The following is a 16,888-nucleotide window of genomic DNA, read 5'->3' as shown; positions in this document are numbered from 1 at the left end:
CCGAACTCAAGCTTGATCTACAGGAGACATTTGGTGCAAATCCGTTGGTTTGCCGCTACAAATTGTCATAAACCTCTGGAGTTGGTGCACGGCAGCACGCGCCACGCTGGTGCAGCGCGGTTGGAAAGCGGCGAGGGAATAGCGATTGCACAAAGTCATGCAGCCGTCTCATGGGACGGCTGCGTGCGGTGCAATATCCCCCGCGAGAGAGGGGAGGGTTATCCCTTAAATCCCGTTAAATGGCCCGTGATAATGGGCCGGGATTTTAAGGGCTCAGCGATTCAGCGATTCAGCGGTTCAGGGTAACCGCTTGAATCAGGCCTGGGGAATCTCGATCTTTACTTCGAGCACTTCCAGGTTGTCCTGGCGTTCGAGACTGACGCGCAGGTCCTGATCGCTGATCTTCACGTATTTGGAGATCACGGCCACCAGCTCGCGCTGGAGTGCCGGCAGGTAGTCGGCCGGCGCGGAATGGCCGGTGCGTTCATGGGCGAGAATGATCTGCAGCCGCTCCTTGGCAACCGAAGCGGACTTCTTCTTTTCCCCTAACAGGAAGGACAGGATCGACATGTGGATGAGTCCTCCTTACTTGTTGCCGAAGATGCGCGAGAGCAGCCCCGGTTTTTGATAGTCAGTGAAACGCAGCGGCTTGTCCTTGCCCAGGAAGCGGTCCACCACGTCGCCGTAGGCGTCCGCCACGTCGGTGCCTTCCAGATGGATGGCCGGCGTGCCCTGGTTCGATGCGTGCAGCACGGCTTCCGATTCCGGAACCACGCCGATCAGTTTGATACGCAGGATTTCCTGGATATCGGTCAGCGACAGCATCTCGCCGCCGTGCACGCGCTTCGGGTTGTAACGCGTGATCAGCAGGTGTTCGCGGATCGGTTCGCCTTCGCTGGCGCGCTTGGTCTTGGACGCCAGGATACCCAGGATACGGTCCGAATCGCGCACGGACGACACCTCGGGATTCGTCACGATCAGCGCTTCGTCGGCAAAATACATGGCCATCAGCGCGCCGGTCTCGATACCGGCCGGCGAATCGCAGACGATATATTCGAAATCCATTGCCTTCAGGTCGTTGATGACCTTTTCCACGCCCTCGCGCGACAGCGCTTCCTTGTCGCGCGTCTGCGAGGCCGGCAGGATAAACAGGTTCTCGCACTTCTTGTCCTTGATCAGCGCCTGGTGCAGGTTGGCTTCTCCCTGCACGACGTTGATCAGGTCATAAACCACGCGGCGCTCGCAACCCATGATGAGGTCGAGGTTGCGCAGGCCCACATCGAAATCGATCACGGCAGTCTTGTGGCCGCGCAGGGCCAGGCCGGCGGCGAAGCTTGCGCTGGTGGTGGTCTTGCCAACGCCCCCCTTGCCGGAGGTCACTACGATGATTTTTGCCATGGCTCTATGGTCCGGTTTGAGTGGAATTCGTTCCCCGATACGCGCTGCTTATTTCATCCGCAGCGGTTCGAGGATCAGTTTTTCGTTTGCCAGGCGAACCTGGGCCGATTTACCGAGCACGTCGGCCGGGAGCGCCTGCTCCGCGGTCCGGTAAATGCCGGCGATGGAAATCAGTTCGGGTTCCAGGCACGTGCAGAAGATGCGCGCATCCGGATTGCCCTTGACCCCCGCCAGCGCACGGCCGCGCAACGGGGCGTAAATATGGATGTTGCCTTCCGCGATTACCTCGGCGCCGTAGCTGACCAGGTCCAGGATCACCACATCGCCCTGTGAATAGACCTGCTGGCCCGAGCGCAGCGGCTTGTCGATCATCAGGGTGGGAATGTTGCGCGGGCCGGCTGCAGCGGTGGCCGCTGCCATGATCTCGGCAATGGCCGCCTGGGTGCCATTTGCGGTGTCTGCAGAGACGCCGGCGTCAGCATCCGGCGCGTTGCCAAGGGTTTGCCCTGAGTGATCCGCAGCGTGGGATGCGGCTTCGACGTCGGCCTTCGCCGCCTCGTCGCGGCCACCGCGCCGGCTCTGGCTGTCCAGCAGCGGCAGGCCGAAACCACCGGCCCAGTCACGCTGGGCGGCGCGTGCCACCACGCCGATGGCGCGAGCGTTGAGGGTGGAAAGGGTCTCGATCACGCGGTCCAGCGCCACGGTGTCATCGCCTTCCAGGCGGCGCAAATCCAGCGCCACGACGTCATCGGAGAAGAAATCGGGGGTCGATTCGAAGCGGGAGAGGAGGTCGTCCCGCAGCGCGTCCGTATCGGCGCTATGCAGTGCGAGAAGGAGGGCGTCGACATTGCCACTGCGCAGCTCGAAGCGTGGCGATTTCTTCTGAGACATAGTCGGTGGACCGTGGAAATGGGTCATTCTAACGTCGGAATTCCGGCGAACTGTAACAAATCTTGGTGTATCGACCCGTGAATGCTCAGGGGTGGACGATGCGGACCATATGGCGGCGCGACGTGGTACGCGCTGCACCGCGCGCGTGGAATTGCTAGCATGTCGCACCCTCACAGCGGAGTGCATATGGGCGCCATCGTCAACTGCGCAGCCTATCGGAACGGCAAGAAGGTCGGCCCGGTGGAGTTCGATGCCATCGAAACCGTGCTCGCGGAGCCGGGGACCTTCGTCTGGCTCGGCCTGCACGAACCCGACCTGACCCTGTTGCGGCGCGTGCAGCAGGCGTTCGGCCTGCACGACCTGGCCGTGGAGGATGCGCTGGACGCCCACCAGCGGCCCAAGCTGGAGAGCTATGGAGATTCCGTGTTCGTGGTGCTCAATACGGCGCAGCTCGCGGGCGAGGAAGTGGTGGTGGGCGAGACGCACCTGTTCGTCGGCCCCAACTATGTGGTCTCGGTGCGGCACGGCGCCAGTTCCACCTATGCGCCGGTGCGGGAGCGCTGCGAGCAGGATCCGCACGGCCTGGCCAACGGTCCGGGCTATGTGCTGTACGCGCTGATGGACTTCGTGGTCGATCACTACCTGCCCATCGTCACCAAGCTCGAAGACACGTTCGAGGCGCTGGAGCAGGGCATCTTCCGCGACGAATTCGACCGCGCCGCCATCGCGCGCCTCTATCACGTCAAGCACCAGGTACTGCGGCTGCGCAACGCGGTGTATCCGGTGGAGGATATCTGCGGGCAACTGATCCGCCTGCACGAGGCCCTGGTGCCGAAGGAACTGCGTGCCTACTTCCGCGATATCGAGGACCACTGCAGCCGCATCGTCCGCTCGCTCGACGTGGTCCGCGAAATGCTGACCACCGCCGTGCAGGTCAACCTGGCGCTGGTGACCGTGACCCAGAACGAGGTGGTCAAGCGCCTGGCCGGGTGGGGCGCCATATTGGCCGTGCCGACCGTGGTGTTCTCTCTATACGGGATGAACTTCACGTTCATGCCGGAGTTGAAATGGCATTACGCGTATCCGGTGGTGATCGGGGTCACGGCGACGGCGTGTGGATTCCTCTGGAGCAAGTTGCATCGGGCGGGTTGGTTGTAGGGCAGTTGAGTTTTCACTTGTTTTCTCCCCTCTCCCGCCTTGCGGGAGAGGGGAGCAAGGCCGGGCGGGGGAGAGGGCCAGCAGTGCAAATTGCGATATGGCCGGCAAGCAGAGCCTCCGGCCCTCTCCCCTAACCCCTCTCCCGCCTTGCGGGAGAGGGGAGAAAACCAGAGGGAGTGAGGCGCCATCGCCCATTTTTATATCTCGTTTACACCCCCCTTTCCCCTCTCTACCCCGTTTTTACCCCCCGATCCCTAACCTTCCATCCGTGAATCACTCGGCAGGCGCGATGCCTGCACACATGTCATGGACGGGATCTATTTCCTCGTATTGCTGGCTTTTGGTGCGCTGACGGGCGCGCTGCTGGCCCTGTGCGCCGCGCTCGGCGCCAACCTTCCTGCGGGGCGCGGTCAAGTCGACGACACCCCGGCGGCGAAGCATTCCGCTAGCGACAGGGGGCTCTGATGAACTGGACCGACCTGCTTAGCGGCGGCCTGGCCGTCGCCATCTTCATCTACCTGCTTGTTGCGCTGTTCCGGCCGGAGAAATTCTGATGGCTACCTCTCCCTACGCAGAGTTCTTCGGACTCCTCGCCCTGTTCCTTCTGATCCTGTTCGTGGTCGGCCCCTTCCTGGGCCGCTACATGCGGCGCGCCATCGAGGAAGGTAACTACGCCCTGACATCCTGGGGCCGCCCGCTGGAGCGCGGCCTGTATCGTGTAGCCGGCGTGCGCGCCGATGCCGAAATGAACTGGAAGCAGTACGCCATCGCCGTGATCGTGTTCAACGTGATCGGTGTGGTGGCTGTCTATGCGATCCAGCGCCTGCAAGGCATGCTGCCGTTGAACCCGCAGGGGTTTGGCGCCGTGTCGCCGGATTCCTCGTTCAACACGGCGATCAGCTTCGTTGCCAACACCAACTGGCAGGGCTATGCCGGTGAGTCGACGATGAGCTATCTCACGCAGATGCTCGCGCTGACCGTGCAAAACTTTGTCTCGGCAGCCACGGGTATCGCCGTGGTGTTCGCGCTGATTCGCGGCTTTGCGCGCCACGGCGCCAAGACCATCGGCAACTTCTGGACCGATATCACGCGCACCACGCTGTACGTGCTGCTGCCGCTGTCCGTGGTGCTGGCCGTCGCGCTGGTGGGACAAGGCGTGATCCAGAACTTCGACAGCTACAAGGAAGTGAATCTCGTCACGGCTGTGGAATACACACAGCCCAAGGTGGATGCCGCAGGCCAGCCGGTGCTCGATGCCGAAGGCAAGCCCGTGACCGAGGCAGCCAGGACTGATAAGCAGACGCTGGCCATGGGGCCGGTTGCTTCGCAGGAAGCCATCAAGATGCTCGGCACCAATGGTGGCGGCTTCTTCAATGCCAACTCGGCGCATCCGTACGAGAACCCCACGCCGTTCGCGAACCTGTTGGAAATGCTCGCGATCTTCCTGATCCCCGCCGCGCTGTGCTTCACGTTCGGTGAAATGGTCAAGGACCGGCGCCAGGGCGTGGCGGTCATCGCGTCGATGACGGTGATCTTCGTGGTGATGGCTGCGGCGGCAATGTTCTCCGAGCAGCAGATCACCGCGGCGCTGTCTGGCCTGCCGATCGACCACGCCGCTTCGGCGCTGCAGGCCGGCGGCAACATGGAAGGCAAGGAAGTGCGCTTCGGCATCTCGGCCAGCGCGTTGTTTGCCGCGATCACCACGGCGGCTTCGTGCGGCGCGGTCAATGCGATGCATGACTCGTTCACGGCCATCGGCGGTCTCGTGCCGATGCTGTTGATGCAACTCGGTGAAGTGGTGTTCGGCGGCGTGGGTTCTGGTCTCTACGGCATGCTGGTCTACGCCGTGCTTGCGGTGTTTATCGCCGGCCTGATGATCGGTCGCACGCCCGAGTATCTGGGCAAGAAGATCGAGGCGTACGAGATGAAGATGACCGCCGTGGCGATTCTGGTCACGCCGCTGCTGGTGCTTGTGGGCACCGCCATCGCGGTGATGGTCGAGCCGGGACGCGCCGCGGTGTTCAACCCCGGCACGCACGGCTTCTCGGAACTGCTCTACGCGCTGTCGTCGGCGGCCAACAACAACGGTAGTGCGTTCGCCGGTGTCTCGGTCAACACGCCGTTCTACAACGTGTTGCTGGCTGCGGCGATGTGGTTCGGCCGCTTCTGGATCATCGTGCCTGTGCTGGCGATGGCTGGTTCGCTGGCCGCCAAGCGTCGTACGCCGGTATCGGCTGGCACGATGCCCACGCACGGCCCGCTGTTCGTGACGCTGCTGGTGGGTTCGGTGCTGCTTGTTGGCGCGCTGACCTATGTGCCTGCGCTGGCCCTTGGCCCCGTCGCAGAGCAATTGCAGCCTGCCGCCGTGACGGCGGCTGCCAAGTAATCCGCGGAGAATTCGCATGCAACAACAATCCTCCGCGACGCGTGCCGCCAATACCGCACCGTCGCGCAACCCCGGCGCAGCCGCCACGCAGACACCCGCCCCGCAACATCCGCGCCCCCCGCGTGGCATGTTCTCGCCGGAGCTGGTGAAGCCGGCCATCGTCGATGCGCTGCGCAAGCTGTCGCCGCGTGCGCAACTGCGCAACCCGGTGATGTTCGTGGTCTACGCCGGCAGCATCCTGACGACGATCCTGTTCCTGCGCGCCTGGCTGGCGCCGGAGCAGGGCGCGGCGGGTGGCGAATCGGCTGGCTTCATTCTGGCCGTGTCTGTCTGGCTCTGGTTCACGGTGCTGTTTGCCAACTTTGCCGAAGCCCTGGCGGAAGGCCGCAGCAAGCAGCAGGCCGCTGCGCTGCGTGGCCTGAAGACCACCACCATGGCGCGCGTAGTGCGCACGGGCCGCAGCGATGCGCGTGCCGCGGGTGCCACCGAACCGCGTGCGGCTACCGAGCTGCGCCGCGGGGACATCGTGCTCGTGGAAGCGGGCGAGATGATCCCTGGTGACGGCGAGGTGATCGAAGGCGTGGCATCGGTCGATGAAAGCGCGATCACCGGCGAATCCGCGCCGGTGATCCGCGAGTCGGGCGGTGACTTCTCGTCGGTCACGGGCGGCACGCGCGTGCTGTCTGACTGGATCGTGGTGCGCATCACCACGAACCCCGGCGAGAGCTTCATCGACCGCATGATCAGCATGGTGGAAGGCGCCAAGCGCCAGAAGACGCCGAACGAACTTGCGTTGACCATCCTGCTGGTGGGCCTGACGCTGGTGCTGCTGCTGGCTACGGTCACGCTGCAACCGTACTCGCTCTATGCAGTACTCGTGACGCAGGCCGGCGTGCCGGTCTCGGTCACGGTGCTCGTGGCGCTGCTGGTGTGCCTGATCCCGACGACGATTGGTGGCTTGCTGTCGGCCATCGGCGTGGCGGGCATGAGCCGCATGATGGAAGCCAACGTGATCGCCACGTCGGGCCGCGCTGTGGAAGCCGCAGGCGACGTGGATGTGCTGCTGCTCGACAAGACGGGCACGATCACGTACGGCAATCGCCAGGCTTCGCGCTTCATCGCCGCGCCCGGCGTGACCGAGCGCCAACTGGCGGAAGCCGCCTGGCTGTCGTCGCTGGCCGATGAAACGCCGGAAGGTCGCAGCATCGTCACGCTCGCCCGTCAGCGTCCGGGCACCGCATCGCCGGAACTGACCACGCGCGGCATGGGTGCGCCCGTGTTCGTACCGTTCACCGCGCAGACGCGCATGAGTGGTGTGGATGTGACGAGCGGCAACATCGTGCGCAGTGTGCGCAAGGGGTCGGCCGATGCGCTGCGCCGCTACGTGACGGAGCGCGCCGGCAAGTTCCCGGATGCCGTGATGCAGGCCGTGGACGACGTGGCCCGCGCTGGCAGCACGCCGCTCGTGGTGTGCGAGTCGGTATCGGAAGGCACCGAAGACACCGTGCGCGTGCTGGGCGTGGTGGAACTCAAGGACATCGTCAAGACCGGTATCCGCGAGCGCTTTGGCGAACTGCGCAAGATGGGCATTCGCACAGTGATGATTACTGGCGACAACCGCCTGACGGCTGCGTCGATTGCGGCCGAGGCTGGTGTCGATGACTTCCTCGCGGAAGCCACGCCCGAAGCCAAGCTCGCGCTGATTCGCGAATACCAGGGGCAGGGTCGTCTGGTGGCGATGACCGGCGACGGCACCAACGATGCACCGGCACTGGCGCAAGCCGACGTGGCCGTGGCGATGAACAGCGGCACGCAGGCCGCGCGCGAGGCCGGCAACATGGTCGACCTCGACAGCAATCCGACCAAGCTGATCGAGATCGTGGAGATCGGCAAGCAGATGCTGATGACGCGCGGCTCGCTGACCACGTTCAGCGTGGCCAACGATATCGCCAAGTACTTTGCGATCATCCCGGCCGCATTTGCCACCACGTATCCGCAATTGAATCTGCTGAACGTGATGCATCTGTCCACGCCGGCGTCGGCCATCATGTCGGCCGTGATCTTCAACGCGCTGATCATCGTCGCGCTGATTCCGCTGGCACTGCGCGGTGTCACGTATCGCCCGCTTGGCGCGGCGGTGCTGCTGCGTCGCAACCTGCTGATCTACGGGCTGGGCGGCATCCTGGTGCCGTTTGCCGGGATCAAGGTGATCGACATGCTGCTGACTGCGGTTGGCTGGATCTGAAATTCGGAGCATCACAATGTCTGCAAAATCCACACTCGCCATGCAAGAACCCGCCCGCCAGCAGGGCATGCTGCGGCCCGCGCTGACCGTGTTCGTCGCGCTGTCGATCATCACCGGGCTGCTGTATCCGGGGCTGGTCGCCGGCATCGCACGCACCGTGTTCCCGCACGAGGCCGCCGGCTCGCTGATCGTCAAGGATGGCAAGACGGTCGGTTCCGAACTGATCGGCCAGCCGTTCTCCGACCCGAAGTACTTCTGGGGCCGCCTGTCGGCCACGGCGCCGATGCCCTACAACGGTGCGGCATCGGTGGGGTCCAACCTGGGCCCGACCAATCCGGCACTGACCGATGCGGCAAAGGCACGCATCGACGCACTGCGTGAAGCCGATCCGGGCAACAACGCCCCGGTTCCGGTGGATCTGGCCACCGCCTCCGGCAGCGGCCTCGATCCGCATATCAGCGTGGCGGCGGCTCAGTATCAGGCCGCGCGTGTCGCACGTTTGCGTGGCTTGCCGACGCTGAAGGTGGAAGCGCTGATCGCGGCGAATACGGAAGGGCCGGGGCTGGGCGTGCTGGGCGAGCCGGGGGTGAATGTGCTGAAGTTGAATCTGGCGCTGGATGCGGTGAAGTAAGCGCGTCTTCTCCCTGCTTGTTGCGCTGCTCTCCCGCCTTTTATTCTTTCTCCCCTCTCCCGCTTGCGGGAGAGGGGCGGGGGAGAGGGCCAGCAGTTCAAATTGCGGCACGTCGGCAAGCAGAGCCTCTTGCCCTCTCCCCCAACCCCTCTCCCGCTTTGCGGGAGAGGGGAGAAAAAAAAGGATGCGGGAGAGGGGAGCAAACCATCGCGACATCAAAACTCACCCCATGGCACAATCCCCCGCACGATGACCACCCCTCAACGTCCTGATCCCGACGCGCTGCTGCAACGCATGCAGGCGGAGGACGTGCGTGCTGCGCGTGGCAAGTTGCGTGTGTATTTCGGTGCGTCCGCTGGCGTCGGCAAGACGTTTGCGATGCTCGCTGCGGCGCGGGCATTGCGCGAGCAGGGTGTGGATGTGGTGATCGGCGTGGTGGAAACGCATGGCCGTGCCGAGACCGAGGCGCTGGTCGAAGGTCTCGAACATCTGCCGCTGCGCGATGTCCCCTACCGCGACCGTGTGCTGCACGAGTTCGATCTTGATGGCGCGCTGGCGCGTCGTCCCGCGCTGGTGCTGGTGGACGAACTCGCGCATTCCAACGCGGCCGGCAGCCGACATCCCAAGCGCTGGCAGGACATCGAGGAATTGCAGGCCGCAGGCATCGATGTGTGGACCACGGTCAACGTGCAGCACCTCGACAGCCTGAACCAGGCCGTGGGCGGCATCACGGGCGTGCGTGTCTGGGAGACCGTACCCGATACCGTGTTCGATGGCGCCGATGAAGTGGTGCTCGTCGATCTGCCTGCCGACGAACTGCTGCGTCGTCTGCGCGAAGGCAAGGTCTATCTGCCCGAGCAGGCGCGCCACGCGGCGCGTAACTTCTTCCGCAAGGGCAACCTGATCGCGTTGCGCGAACTGGCGTTGCGCCGCACGGCGGATCGTGTGGACGATGATGTCCGCGCGTATCGCGATGCCAAACAAATTTCCCCGGTGTGGCGCACGCGCGAAGCCGTGCTCGCCTGCATCGGGCTGGGCGATGATGCCGAACAGGTTGTGCGCAGCGCGCATCGCCTCGCGAGTCAGCTCGATTGCGACTGGCATGTAGTGACCATCGCCGCATCGCACCTGCTGCCGCCCGTGGACACGCTGCGCCTGCGTCTGCGCGTGGCGATGCAACTGGCCGAATCGCTCGGCGCCCGCACGGAGACACTCGCGGGCCATGACATGGTCGAGGCCGTGGTGGGCTATATCCGGCGCCACAATCTGACCAAGGTACTGGTTGGCCGCGCACGCACCGAATGGCGTGCCGAAGGCGGCGTGCTCGATCGTGCGCGCATCTGGCTGGCGCGTGCCTTGTCGCCGCTGCTTGGCGCCGGCAATCGATTGATCGGCAAGCAGTCGTTTGCCGATGCGCTGGCGGCAGGCTGCCCCGAAATCGATGTGGTGCGCGTAGCCGCAGACACCACGCGCGAAACCGTGCGCACGGAAACGCGGCCTGACACGCGCCATGAGGAAGACGCCGAGCCCTCGCGCCTGCGCAGCCGCGACTATGGCTGGGCGGTGGTGTGGTGTGCGGCGGCCACCGGCGTCTCGATGCTCGCGCGGCCGTGGTTCGACCAGGTCAACATCGCGATGCTGTTCCTGGTGGCCGTGGTCGTGGTGGCCCTGCGCCACGGGCGCGGACCGGCGGCGCTGGCGTCGGTGCTGTCCGTGGCATCGTTCGATTTCTTCTTCGTTGCCCCGCGCATGTCGTTCGCGGTCAGCGATGTGCAATACCTGCTGACGTTTTTCGTGCTGCTGGCGGTGGGTCTGGTCATCGGCCAGTTGACTGCGGGCCTGCGCGAACAGGCGTACGTAGCCGTGCGTCGCGAGACCGATGCGCGCACGCTGTACGAGCTGGCGCGCGAATTGTCTGCGGCATTGACGCCCGAGCAGATCGTCGAGATTGGTGGCCGCTTCCTGCGTGCCGCGTTCGATGCGCATGCGACGTTCTTCCTTGTAAACGAGAAAGCCCGGCTCGAACCGATCTCGTCGCCCCTGTCGCCTTCGTCGGAAGACCATGGCGGCGCGCGCTCGCCCAAGGGCGAAGCCATCGACACCGTGCTCGCGCAATGGGTGTTCGATCACGGCGAGCCTGCTGGCACTGGCACGCATACGCTGCCCGGCAGCACCGTGCTGTACCTTCCATTGAAAGCGCCGATGCAGACGCGTGGCGTGCTGGCCGTGGAGCCCCGCGCATGGCATGCGCTGGCGGAGCCTGCACTGCGCAGGCAGGCGGATGTCTTTGCCACGCTGATCGCGATTGCCATCGAGCGGCTGCACTATGTGGATGTGGCGCAGCGTGCGTTGCTCTCGATCGAATCGGAACGGCTGCGCAGTTCGCTGCTGGCGGCGGTCTCGCACGATCTGCGTACGCCGCTCACGGGCCTGCTCGGTATGGCGGAGACGCTGCAGCGCGCCGACCCGCCGCTGGCGCATGACGTGGCCGAAACCGTCGATGCCATCCACGCGCAGGCGCAGCGCATGCGCACGATGGTGGTGAACCTGCTCGACATGGCGCGCTTGCAGCAGCATGACGTGGCGCTGCAACGGGGCTGGCAATCGCTCGAAGAACTGGTGGGCGCGTCGCTGGTGTCGATGCGCGAGACGCTGCGCGATCATCGCGTGGAAGTATCGGATCTGTCCGTGCTGCCGCTGGTCGAGTGCGATGGCGTGCTGATGGAGCGCGTGCTGAGCAACCTGTTCGAGAATGCGGCCAAGTACACGCCGCCGGGTACGGTGATTCGCGTCTATGGCGATATCGTCGCGAGCCCGACTGGCGACACCGGTAGCGACGAAGTCCGCCTGATCGTCGAGGACGATGGTCCTGGCGTGCCGGTAGGACAGGAGCGCCGCATCTTCGAGAAATTCACGCGTGGAGAGCGCGAGTCCGCCACGGCAGGTGTCGGGCTGGGCCTGGCTGTTTGCGAGGCCATCGTGCAGGCGCATGGTGGCCGCATCTGGGTCGAGCCTGCCCGGCCCGGCGCGCGATTCATCGTGGCACTGCCGCGCGGCAATCCTCCCGTGATCGAGCCCGAACTGCTCGACGAGTCCATTCACTTTCCGCACTGAGATGCCCTTTGATTTCTCGCCGACCGTTCTGCTGGTCGAGGACGAACCCCACATCCGCCGCTTTGTGCGCGAATCCCTGCAGGCCGAGGGCTGCACCGTGCATGAGGCCGATACGCTCAAGCGCGGCCTGATCGACGCCGGCACGCGTCAGCCCGATATCGTGGTGCTGGACCTGGGCCTGCCCGATGGCGATGGCATGACGCTGATCCGCGAGATGCGTACGTGGACGGAAGTGCCCGTGCTGGTGCTCTCCGCACGCACCGGAGAAGAGGACAAGATCGCCGCGCTCGATGCCGGCGCCGATGACTACCTGACCAAGCCCTTCGGCGTGGGCGAACTCGTGGCGCGGGTGCGCGTGCTGCTGCGCCGCCATGCCAAGGCGAACCCGCAAGGCACGCCGCAGATATCGTTTGGCGATGTGCGCGTGGATCTGGCCAATCGGCTGGTGATGCGCGGCGAGGCGGCGGTGCACCTGACGCCGATCGAATACCGGCTGTTGGCCGTGCTGATCGCCCATCGCGGCAAGGTCATGACGCACCGCGAACTGCTGCGCGAAGTCTGGGGACCGTCGCACTCGGAAAGCAGCCACTACCTGCGCGTGTACATGGGCCACCTGCGCCACAAGCTGGAAGCTGATCCTGCCCAGCCCGTGCACTTGCTGACCGAAGTTGGCGTGGGATATCGGTTCGCAGGTTGATATTCGATGAAAGAATGTTGTTGGCTAATATAAGCAAAGCAATATTCTTCATCCGAATAAAGCAGCCCTTTCGCCGGCATCCTACACTGGAACGAGCCTGACACTTTTCTCGCCAGCCGCAGGATTCCGGAGCCACTGTCATGCCCTTCCCATCGATCCGCCTGGCCGGCTTGATCCTCGCCACGGCGCTTGGGCTGCCCGTCCTTGCCGCCACCGAAACCCCCGCTCCCGCACAAGCCCAGACCCGCGATGCCGTGGCCGCCTATGAGGCCGGCCATTTCGACATGGCGTTGAAGGGTTTTGCCGAGGCCGCGCAGAAGGGCAACCGGCTGGCGCAGTTCAACTACGCGATGATGCTGCTGCGCGGCGAGGGCACCCCGGCCAAGCCGCAGGAGGCGCTGGTCTGGCTGCGCCGCGCCGCCGACAACCAGATGACACATGCCCAGTTCACACTGGGCGATCTCCACGAGCGCGGCGGGCTGGTGCCGAAATCGCTGGAAGAGGCCAACCGCTGGTATGAGCTTGCCGCCAAGGGCGGGCATACGCAGGCCCAGATGGCGCTGGCGACGAACTACTTCACCGGACGTGGCGTGCCGCTCGACTACGGCCAGGCGTTTGCCTGGTACACGAAAGCGGCCAAGGGCGGTGACGGCAGCGCGCAGTACATCGTGGCCAGCTACTACGAGCGCGGCTATCCGGGCATCGTCGAGCGCGACGTGGAGCAGGCCAAGATCTGGTACGCCCGTGCGGCGGCCCATGGCGATCCGGGCGCGCTGGCCAAGCTGCGCTCGCTGCTGGAGGAAAGCCTGCGCGCGAAATCCCAGATGTAAGTCGGAGTAGGCGAGGCATGCAGGGTACAACTCTTGCTTGCCTGACACGGATGCAGTTTCGATTGATCGATGCTTGAGCAGGCAACCCCGGGGGAGGTCGCAAGTGGCCACGCATGTCGCGCTGAACCATGTCACACACTATCGCTATGACCGGCCGGTGCAGCTTTCGCCGCAGGTCGTGCGCCTGCGTCCCGCACCGCATTGCCGGACGCCGATCCTGTCGTACTCGCTGCGCATCGAACCGGTGCAGCATTTCGTCAACTGGCAGCAGGACCCGTTCTCCAACTACCTCGCGCGGCTGGTCTTTCCCGAGAAGACCACGGAGTTCCGCGTCACGGTGGATCTCGTCGCCGAGATGTCGGTCTTCAACCCGTTCGATTTCTTCCTCGAACCCTCTGCCGAAAAATTCCCGTTCGACTACGCCCCCGATATGGCGCACGACCTCGCGCCCTATCTGGTCAAGGATGCGCTGACGCCGCGCTTCAAGGCGTTCGTCGACAGCATCGATCGCAAGCCGCTGGCCACGCTCGATTTTCTGGTGGCGCTGAACCAGCGGTTGCAGCAGGACATCCGCTACCTGATCCGCATGGAGCCGGGCGTGCAGTCGCCCGAGACCACGCTGGAGAATGGCTCTGGATCGTGCCGCGATAGCGGCTGGCTGCTGGTGCAGACCCTGCGGCATCTGGGGCTGGCGGCGCGCTTCGTCTCGGGCTATCTGCTGCAACTGGCGCCCGATGTAAAAGCCGTGGATGGGCCGAGCGGTACCGAGAAAGATTTCACCGACCTGCACGCGTGGTGCGAGGTCTACCTGCCGGGCGCGGGATGGATCGGACTCGACCCGACTTCGGGCCTGCTGGCTGGCGAAGGTCACATCCCGCTGGCCTGCACGCCGGAGCCGGGCAGTGCGGCGCCGGTCAGCGGTGCGGTAGATGAGTGCGAGGTAGAGTTCGAGCACCTGATGTCGATCACGCGCATCTATGAATCGCCGCGCGTGACCCGGCCCTATACCGAGGCGCAGTGGACCGCCATCGACGCGGCAGGTCTGTCCGTGGATCGCCAACTGCAGGATCTCGACGTGCGGTTGACGATGGGCGGCGAACCGACCTTTGTCTCGGCCCGCGACCGCGACGGCGCCGAGTGGAATACTGACGCGCTGGGGCCTACCAAACGCGGGCTGGCGACGGAACTGGTCCACAAGCTGCGTGCCAGATATGGCGAAGGCGGCTTCCTGCACTTCGGGCAGGGCAAGTGGTATCCGGGCGAGCAGTTGCCGCGCTGGGCGCTGTCGATCTGCTGGCGCGCCGATGGACTGCCGTGCTGGCAAGACTCGTCACTGTTCGCCGATGAACGCGCGCCCGAGGCGCATACCTCGGCAGACGCCGAACGCTTCCTGCAGACGCTGACGCGCCGGCTTGGTCTCGACACCGATACCATCGCGCCCGCCTACGAGGATGTCTGGTACTACCTCTGGCGCGAGCGCAAGCTGCCGGTCAATGTCGATCCGCTCGAAGCGCGCCTCGACGACGAGATGGAGCGCGCGCGGCTGCGGCGCGTGTTCGATGCGGGGCTGTCGGCCGTCACCGGCTACGTGCTGCCGCTGGCGCGTGAAGAAGAGGGCGATGGCTGGCTCACTAGCCGCTGGTTCCTGCGCGACGAACACATGTACCTGCTGCCCGGCGATTCGCCGATGGGCTACCGCCTGCCGCTGGATTCGCTGCCGTGGGTCAGCAAGGCCGACTATCCGCACCAGTTCGACCAGGACCCGTTCGCGCCGCGCGCACCGTTGCCGGCAGCACCGCCGTTGCGGCGCCAGTTGCAAGGCGCTGCGGCAAGCGCCAACAGTCAGCCCGCGTTGGCTACGCGCCGGGCCCAAGCACGCGGTGAGTCGGGTGACGGCTATGGCAAGGCATCCACGTCGATGCCAGCGCGCGGTCAATCGGCCAGCGATGTGGTGCGCACCGCGCTCTGCGTGGAGGTACGGCATCCGGGCCGTGCCGCAGGGCCCGCCGCCGAACTGAAATCCCCCAACGACAAACGCGGCATCCTCTACGTCTTCATGCCGCCGCTGACCGCGCTCGACGATTACCTGGCGCTCGTGGCCGAGGTGGAAGCCACGGCGGCCGAGACCGGCATGAAGGTGGTGCTCGAAGGCTATCCACCGCCGCGCGATCCGCGCCTGAAGCTGTTGCAGGTGACACCCGACCCCGGCGTCATCGAAGTCAACATCCACCCGGCCGCGAACTGGGCCGAACTGGTGGATCACACCGAGTACCTGTATCAGGCCGCGCACGAGACGCACCTCTCCACCGAGAAGTTCATGCTCGACGGGCGGCACACCGGCACGGGCGGTGGCAACCACTTCGTGATGGGCGGCGCCACGCCAGCGGACAGCCCGTTCCTGCGCCGCCCCGATGTGCTCGCCAGCCTGATCGCGTACTGGCACAACCATCCGTCGCTGTCGTACCTGTTCTCGGGCCTGTTCATCGGACCTACCAGCCAGGCGCCGCGCGTGGACGAGGCGCGCAACGATCAGGTCTACGAACTCGGCATTGCGTTCGATGAACTGCGTCGACAACTCGATCTCTGCGAAGTCACTGGCGGCGGACACGTACCGCCCTGGCTGATCGACCGCATCCTGCGCAACCTGTTGATCGACGTGACAGGCAACACGCACCGCGCGGAGTTCTGCATCGACAAACTGTATTCGCCCGATGGCCCCACGGGCCGGCTCGGCCTGCTGGAACTGCGCGCGTTCGAAATGCCGCCGCACGCCCGCATGAGCCTGGTGCAGCAACTGCTGCTGCGCGCGCTGATGGTGCGTTTCTGGCGCACGCCTTACACAGCCAAGCTGTCGCGCTGGGGCACGGCGCTGCACGACCGCTTCATGCTGAGCACCTTCGTGCAGATCGATTTCGACGACGTGCTGGCCGAGATGCGCGCCGCCGGGTTTGTGTTCGAGTCGGCCTGGTTTGCACCGCATTTCGAATTCCGCTTCCCGCGCGTGGGGGAGGTGGATGTGGCGGGCCTGTCGCTGTCCCTGCGCAACGCGCTGGAACCGTGGCACGTCATGGGCGAGGAGGGCGGCGTAGGCGGCACGGTGCGCTACGTGGATTCATCCGTCGAGCGGATCGAGGTGCGCGTGCTGGGCATGAACGACAACCGCCACGTCGTCACCGTGAACGGGCAGACCGTGCCACTGCAGCCCACGGGACGTGCCGGCGAGTTCGTGGCCGGGGTGCGCTACCGCGCGTGGGCACCGCCGTCGGCGCTGCATCCCACCATCCCGTCGCATGCGCCGCTGACGTTCGACGTAGTGGATACGTGGATGGATCGCAGCCTTGGCGGGTGCCAGTATCATGTTTCGCACCCCGGCGGCCGTAATTACGAGACGTTCCCGGTCAACGCATACGAGGCGGAAAGCCGGCGCCTGGCGCGGTTCTTTTCGATCGGGCACACGCCGGGACGTTCCGTGGCGCCGCCGGCGCGACGCAGCCTGGAGTTTCCGTTCACGCTCGACCTGCGCGATGTGGTGCCGTGA

At 65.0% G+C, this 16,888-nt stretch carries 13 protein-coding genes; 10 read left to right on the top strand and 3 right to left on the bottom strand.

All coding sequences use genetic code 11. The features are described from left to right. Positions 1 to 315 precede the first annotated feature (315 nt). The 3 genes from minE to minC are packed head-to-tail and all read right to left on the bottom strand — an operon-like array spanning position 316 to position 2,289. Positions 316 to 570 (bottom strand): cell division topological specificity factor MinE, encoded by a 255-nt coding sequence (minE, locus tag ABDB81_RS10575; RefSeq protein ID WP_061959726.1) that lies wholly within the window; start codon positions 568 to 570, stop codon positions 316 to 318. Between the two features lie 15 nt (positions 571 to 585). Next, positions 586 to 1,398, bottom strand: a complete 813-nt coding sequence (minD, locus tag ABDB81_RS10570; RefSeq protein WP_137925820.1) for a septum site-determining protein MinD — start codon at positions 1,396 to 1,398, stop codon at positions 586 to 588. A 48-nt stretch (positions 1,399 to 1,446) separates the two neighbouring features. Next, complete coding sequence (gene minC, locus ABDB81_RS10565; protein WP_346811018.1) at positions 1,447 to 2,289, bottom strand: septum site-determining protein MinC; 843 nt, start codon at positions 2,287 to 2,289, stop codon at positions 1,447 to 1,449. Between the two features lie 186 nt (positions 2,290 to 2,475). Here minC and ABDB81_RS10560 point away from each other — a divergent pair, with 186 nt between their 5' ends. The 10 genes from ABDB81_RS10560 (at position 2,476) to ABDB81_RS10515 (ending at position 16,888) form a co-directional block, all read left to right on the top strand. Then, positions 2,476 to 3,447, top strand: a complete 972-nt coding sequence (locus tag ABDB81_RS10560) for a magnesium and cobalt transport protein CorA (RefSeq protein ID WP_137925867.1) — start codon at positions 2,476 to 2,478, stop codon at positions 3,445 to 3,447. 306 nt (positions 3,448 to 3,753) lie between these two features. Further along, on the top strand, positions 3,754 to 3,912 hold the full coding sequence (locus ABDB81_RS10555) for a hypothetical protein (protein WP_171020317.1): 159 nt from the start codon (positions 3,754 to 3,756) through the stop codon (positions 3,910 to 3,912). Next, positions 3,912 to 4,001: a K(+)-transporting ATPase subunit F gene (gene kdpF, locus ABDB81_RS10550; RefSeq protein ID WP_109582419.1), complete on the top strand. Its 90-nt coding sequence runs from the start codon at positions 3,912 to 3,914 to the stop codon at positions 3,999 to 4,001. The genes ABDB81_RS10555 and kdpF overlap by 1 nt, the downstream gene beginning before the upstream one ends. Continuing rightward, entirely contained in the window at positions 4,001 to 5,833 is a 1,833-nt protein-coding gene (kdpA, locus tag ABDB81_RS10545; RefSeq protein WP_137923663.1) for a potassium-transporting ATPase subunit KdpA, read from the top strand. The genes kdpF and kdpA overlap by 1 nt, the downstream gene beginning before the upstream one ends. A 16-nt stretch (positions 5,834 to 5,849) precedes the next feature. Continuing rightward, a complete protein-coding gene (gene kdpB, locus ABDB81_RS10540) occupies positions 5,850 to 8,078 on the top strand; it encodes a potassium-transporting ATPase subunit KdpB (protein ID WP_137923662.1) in 2,229 nt (742 codons plus the stop codon). Positions 8,079 to 8,094: 16 nt separating this feature from the next. Next, entirely contained in the window at positions 8,095 to 8,709 is a 615-nt protein-coding gene (gene kdpC / locus ABDB81_RS10535; RefSeq protein WP_202126638.1) for a potassium-transporting ATPase subunit KdpC, read from the top strand. Positions 8,710 to 8,958: 249 nt separating this feature from the next. Next, positions 8,959 to 11,823, top strand: a complete 2,865-nt coding sequence (locus ABDB81_RS10530) for a sensor histidine kinase KdpD (RefSeq protein WP_137923661.1) — start codon at positions 8,959 to 8,961, stop codon at positions 11,821 to 11,823. Between the two features lies 1 nt (position 11,824). Then, a complete protein-coding gene (gene kdpE, locus ABDB81_RS10525; protein WP_137923660.1) occupies positions 11,825 to 12,520 on the top strand; it encodes a two-component system response regulator KdpE in 696 nt (231 codons plus the stop codon). Positions 12,521 to 12,660: 140 nt separating this feature from the next. Further along, on the top strand, positions 12,661 to 13,350 hold the full coding sequence (locus ABDB81_RS10520) for a tetratricopeptide repeat protein (RefSeq protein ID WP_346811014.1): 690 nt from the start codon (positions 12,661 to 12,663) through the stop codon (positions 13,348 to 13,350). 103 nt (positions 13,351 to 13,453) lie between these two features. Further along, complete coding sequence (locus ABDB81_RS10515) at positions 13,454 to 16,888, top strand: transglutaminase family protein (RefSeq protein ID WP_346811012.1); 3,435 nt, start codon at positions 13,454 to 13,456, stop codon at positions 16,886 to 16,888.

The organism is Cupriavidus sp. DL-D2, assembly GCF_039710735.1.
In the GTDB taxonomy this organism is placed as follows: Bacteria; Pseudomonadota; Gammaproteobacteria; order Burkholderiales; family Burkholderiaceae; genus Cupriavidus.
Note: the sequence above shows the minus strand (reverse complement) of the source record. Positions and strands in the feature narration are given on the sequence as shown.

Excerpts from the sequence above, each read along its gene's own strand:
- minE (WP_061959726.1), bottom strand. The coding sequence starts at position 570 with ATGTCGATCCTGTCCTTCCTGTTAGGGGAAAAGAAGAAGTCCGCTTCG.
- minD (WP_137925820.1), bottom strand. The coding sequence starts at position 1,398 with ATGGCAAAAATCATCGTAGTGACCTCCGGCAAGGGGGGCGTTGGCAAG.
- minC (WP_346811018.1), bottom strand. The coding sequence starts at position 2,289 with ATGTCTCAGAAGAAATCGCCACGCTTCGAGCTGCGCAGTGGCAATGTC.
- ABDB81_RS10560 (WP_137925867.1), top strand. The coding sequence starts at position 2,476 with ATGGGCGCCATCGTCAACTGCGCAGCCTATCGGAACGGCAAGAAGGTC.
- ABDB81_RS10555 (WP_171020317.1), top strand. The coding sequence starts at position 3,754 with ATGGACGGGATCTATTTCCTCGTATTGCTGGCTTTTGGTGCGCTGACG.
- kdpF (WP_109582419.1), top strand. The coding sequence starts at position 3,912 with ATGAACTGGACCGACCTGCTTAGCGGCGGCCTGGCCGTCGCCATCTTC.
- kdpA (WP_137923663.1), top strand. The coding sequence starts at position 4,001 with ATGGCTACCTCTCCCTACGCAGAGTTCTTCGGACTCCTCGCCCTGTTC.
- kdpB (WP_137923662.1), top strand. The coding sequence starts at position 5,850 with ATGCAACAACAATCCTCCGCGACGCGTGCCGCCAATACCGCACCGTCG.
- kdpC (WP_202126638.1), top strand. The coding sequence starts at position 8,095 with ATGTCTGCAAAATCCACACTCGCCATGCAAGAACCCGCCCGCCAGCAG.
- ABDB81_RS10530 (WP_137923661.1), top strand. The coding sequence starts at position 8,959 with ATGACCACCCCTCAACGTCCTGATCCCGACGCGCTGCTGCAACGCATG.
- kdpE (WP_137923660.1), top strand. The coding sequence starts at position 11,825 with ATGCCCTTTGATTTCTCGCCGACCGTTCTGCTGGTCGAGGACGAACCC.
- ABDB81_RS10520 (WP_346811014.1), top strand. The coding sequence starts at position 12,661 with ATGCCCTTCCCATCGATCCGCCTGGCCGGCTTGATCCTCGCCACGGCG.